The following is a 3,243-nucleotide window of genomic DNA, read 5'->3' on the forward strand; positions in this document are numbered from 1 at the left end:
CCGCTCCGTGGCAGGGCTGGGGTTATCCATATGCAGGGAAATTGTTGAAGCCTGCAATGGTACCATATGGGCGGAAAATAATGAAACCGGAGGACTCTGCGTAAAAATCAGCCTTCCCCATAGTGTCTCTTGATATGTCCTTTTGCACGATAAATGAAGTTTATAAACACGCTTCCTGTTAGCCAATTTTGTTTCGGCAAACAGGGAAGCGTGTTTGCTTTTCATGTGATTAAACAACCTGTTTTAAGGGTAGTTTTCACGACTTTTTGTTTTTCTGAAATATATATTTGACAGACACAGATATGTTTGTTACAATAATTAGTGTCAGAAAAAGATATTGTTTTTTTAAAACTTGACTAAAAGGAGGGTTTTTATGGAACCGAGATTATCGTCCGATCTCTTGCGCGGCCACACAGACACCATTGTTCTGGCTGCCCTGATGAACGATGACCGTTACGGACTGGAAATATATAATCGAATTTTAGCCCGAACGGGTGAACAGTATGAGATGAAGGTGGATACCCTGTACTCCAGCTACAAACGTTTAGAAAAAAATGGATATATCACATCCTATTGGGGTGATGAAACACAGGGCGCACGCAGAAAGTATTATCATATTACGGACAGAGGACGTGAGTTATACCGGCAAAACCTATTGGACTGGGAATTTACCCAGAAAATATTAAGCAATCTGTTAAAGGAGGATAAGTAATGAATATTCAAAAACATATAGATACACTGTTTTCTGATTATCAGGAAAGCCCGGCGCTTAAAGACTTCAAGGAAGAGCTTGTAGGGCACCTTGACGAGCGGATAAAAAGCCTTACAAAAAAGGGCATGGATGAAAAAAGCGCCTTTGAAAAGGCAATCAGCGAATTGGGCGATATATCCGTGATTGCGGATGAAATCGGTAAGAAAAAAAGACAAGAGGTATTTTCGGAAATGTATATGAAAACAAGAAATTATATGTCCGCAAAGAGAAGCGCGCTGTATGCGCTGTGCGGTCTGGTATTGGGCCTGGCCGTACTGATTCCGCTGATTACATGGTTCGCTTCCGGCATTCATGTCAGCACTGTTGCGGCTATAGTGCCTTTTGGCATGACAGCTATTTTGGGTTTTGTATTTTTATGGCTGACGCAGGAAACCGCTTCTCATGAGGCAATGAGTCGGAAACGTGCCTTGTGGTATGTACTGGCAGCCGGACTTATATTATTTGGTGTGCTGGCAGCTTTTATCACTTATTTCGGGGTGGAATTTGCCGCTTTGGATGTAAAAAGCCATGGCTATGACACAGCAAACACATCAATAATGGGTGCAATTGCCGTCTTAATGGTGTTCTCACTCCCGGGTATTGCTCTCGGCATATTCCTTATCCTTACTGAAAAAGAGCGAAGCAAACCCTGGGTTATTAAACAGCGTGAGGAATACATGAAATATGCGAACGAACAGTTTGACGGTCCGGCGAAAGCGCAGAAATTCGGCCTTATTTGCGGTGCGCTGTGGATTGCGGCGATGGCGGGATTTGTTTTGCTCACCATGCTTGTTGGAATTAAGTTCTCGTGGCTGGCAATTGTGGCAGCACTGGTCGTGCAAATGATTATTATGGCTATGCTTACAAAATCAAAGTAAGCGCCAAAGTCCAAATCGGTATGTTACGGACAATACATCGGACTTTATATCTAAATTTATGCTTGACGCTTATACTTTTTTTACTATCTGTCATAGATAGTAAACTAGCAATGATACAAAAATTAGGAGTGATTTTATGAAAAAATCAGGCAAGAAAAGAGCTTTTTTAGGGCTCCCACGATGGCTCGCGCTGGCAGTTGGTGTGGTTTTAGTCTTGTTTACATTAAGCTTGTTATTTCTAAATTTCATGAAACCTAGCTACATTAGTTTTAACGAACGCTATACTAAAGGATCAGTCACTTCTAAAGATGGCACGACAATCGGGTACTGGCAAATTGGTCATGGCCCGGGTTTGGTACTGGTGCATGGAGGCATGGAGTCGGCCCAAAGCCATATACAACTGGCCGAAGCTCTGGCTGATAACTATACAGTCTACTTGTACGACCGCCGCGGCCGAGGGCTCAGTGGTCCGTTTGGTGAGGATTATAGTATGCAAAAAGAGATGGAAGATCTGGACGCCTTACTTACCAAAACCGGTACTCGTAATATCTTCGGTGTCAGCACCGGTGGCCTCATAGCACTTGAAGCAACCCGTACCTTATCTCAAGTCGAAAAAGCCGCCATTTATGAGCCTGGTTTACCTTTAAACGAATCAACGCCGCCATTAGAATGGCTTGAAGATTTTAAACGTAAAATGGAAGAAGGCAAAGTAGCTGAAGCATTGGTGTTTTCAATGATAGAGACAGAAATGGGGCCTCCTATTATGTTAGCTATGCCAAATTGGCTGCTCGTCTCCATGACTAAATGGCAAATGGCTCAAGAAGACAAGTATGCTCCTGAGAACTATGTTAAATGGAAAGAGTTGGCCTATACCTTGTATGACGATGTCAGCCTTTTTATAGAAATGAGAAAACGCCCAGACGGGAAACCTGAATCGTTCAAAAATGTGCCTGCCGATATACTGCTGCTTGGCGGCAGTGATAGTCCTGCATTCCAAAAAGCTAGCGTCGATGCTCTTGAAAAGATTCTGCCACATGTTAAACGGGTTGAAATTCCAGGAGTCAGCCATGGCGGTTCGGGCAATAAAGATAAAGGTGGCCAGCCAGAAAAGGTTGCGCAAGAAATGCTTCAATTTTATGCCTCACCGTAAAATTGCAAAAGTGAAGTAGTCTTTATAAGTTGGTTCCATATATAGTATTTATAGAAAGTGACTTCCTTTTCTTCTGATGTTCCTAGGCTGTCGCAGTCAATTTTTGTGACATCAATCTTTCATGGATATCATAGATATATAAGGTCGTTCTTCCATTCCTGTCCTCTTTGGTTTTCAGGCTTCCGTCGGCAAAGTAGTTATAGCTATCTACTTTTGCTTTGCATAAAAAATTGGAAAAGCAAAACTCCGGGGCTTTATTCCCGGAGTTTCTCGACAATAAGTTGATAATTGACAGGCCGGCATCTATTACGTCCTAGTATTTAATAAACTTCTCTCCGGATATGCCGCAGATGCTGCATTTTTCAGGCCGGGATTTTTCGATGTTTCCGCAGACCGGGCAGAGATAATAGAAAACTTCTTCAGTCTCATCGAGATTTTCCAATGCATCCTGATAAAGTCGGGCA

At 42.7% G+C, this 3,243-nt stretch carries 4 protein-coding genes; 3 read left to right on the plus strand and 1 reads right to left on the minus strand.

The window, feature by feature from the left end:
* The first annotated feature begins 373 nt into the window (after positions 1 to 373).
* The 3 genes from NC238_10840 (at position 374) to NC238_10850 (ending at position 2,779) form a co-directional block, all read left to right on the plus strand.
* Positions 374 to 712 carry a PadR family transcriptional regulator gene (locus tag NC238_10840; protein ID MCM1566417.1) on the plus strand — a complete coding sequence of 113 codons (339 nt, stop codon included), beginning with the start codon at positions 374 to 376 and terminating at the stop codon, positions 710 to 712.
* Entirely contained in the window at positions 712 to 1,629 is a 918-nt protein-coding gene (locus tag NC238_10845) for a permease prefix domain 1-containing protein (GenBank protein ID MCM1566418.1), read from the plus strand. The genes NC238_10840 and NC238_10845 overlap by 1 nt, the downstream gene beginning before the upstream one ends.
* A gap of 136 nt (positions 1,630 to 1,765) precedes the next feature.
* Positions 1,766 to 2,779 (plus strand): alpha/beta hydrolase, encoded by a 1,014-nt coding sequence (locus tag NC238_10850; GenBank protein MCM1566419.1) that lies wholly within the window; start codon positions 1,766 to 1,768, stop codon positions 2,777 to 2,779.
* 313 nt (positions 2,780 to 3,092) lie between these two features.
* On the opposite strand, the gene NC238_10855 is transcribed toward NC238_10850, so the two are convergent.
* Positions 3,093 to 3,243 (minus strand): rubrerythrin family protein (locus tag NC238_10855; GenBank protein ID MCM1566420.1); only part of this gene is annotated, 151 nt, incomplete at its 5' end.

Origin of the sequence: Dehalobacter sp. (assembly GCA_023667845.1) — a bacterium.
In the GTDB taxonomy this organism is placed as follows: Bacteria; Bacillota; Desulfitobacteriia; order Desulfitobacteriales; family Syntrophobotulaceae; genus Dehalobacter.

Excerpts from the sequence above, each read along its gene's own strand:
- NC238_10840 (MCM1566417.1), top strand. The coding sequence starts at position 374 with ATGGAACCGAGATTATCGTCCGATCTCTTGCGCGGCCACACAGACACC.
- NC238_10845 (MCM1566418.1), top strand. The coding sequence starts at position 712 with ATGAATATTCAAAAACATATAGATACACTGTTTTCTGATTATCAGGAA.
- NC238_10850 (MCM1566419.1), top strand. The coding sequence starts at position 1,766 with ATGAAAAAATCAGGCAAGAAAAGAGCTTTTTTAGGGCTCCCACGATGG.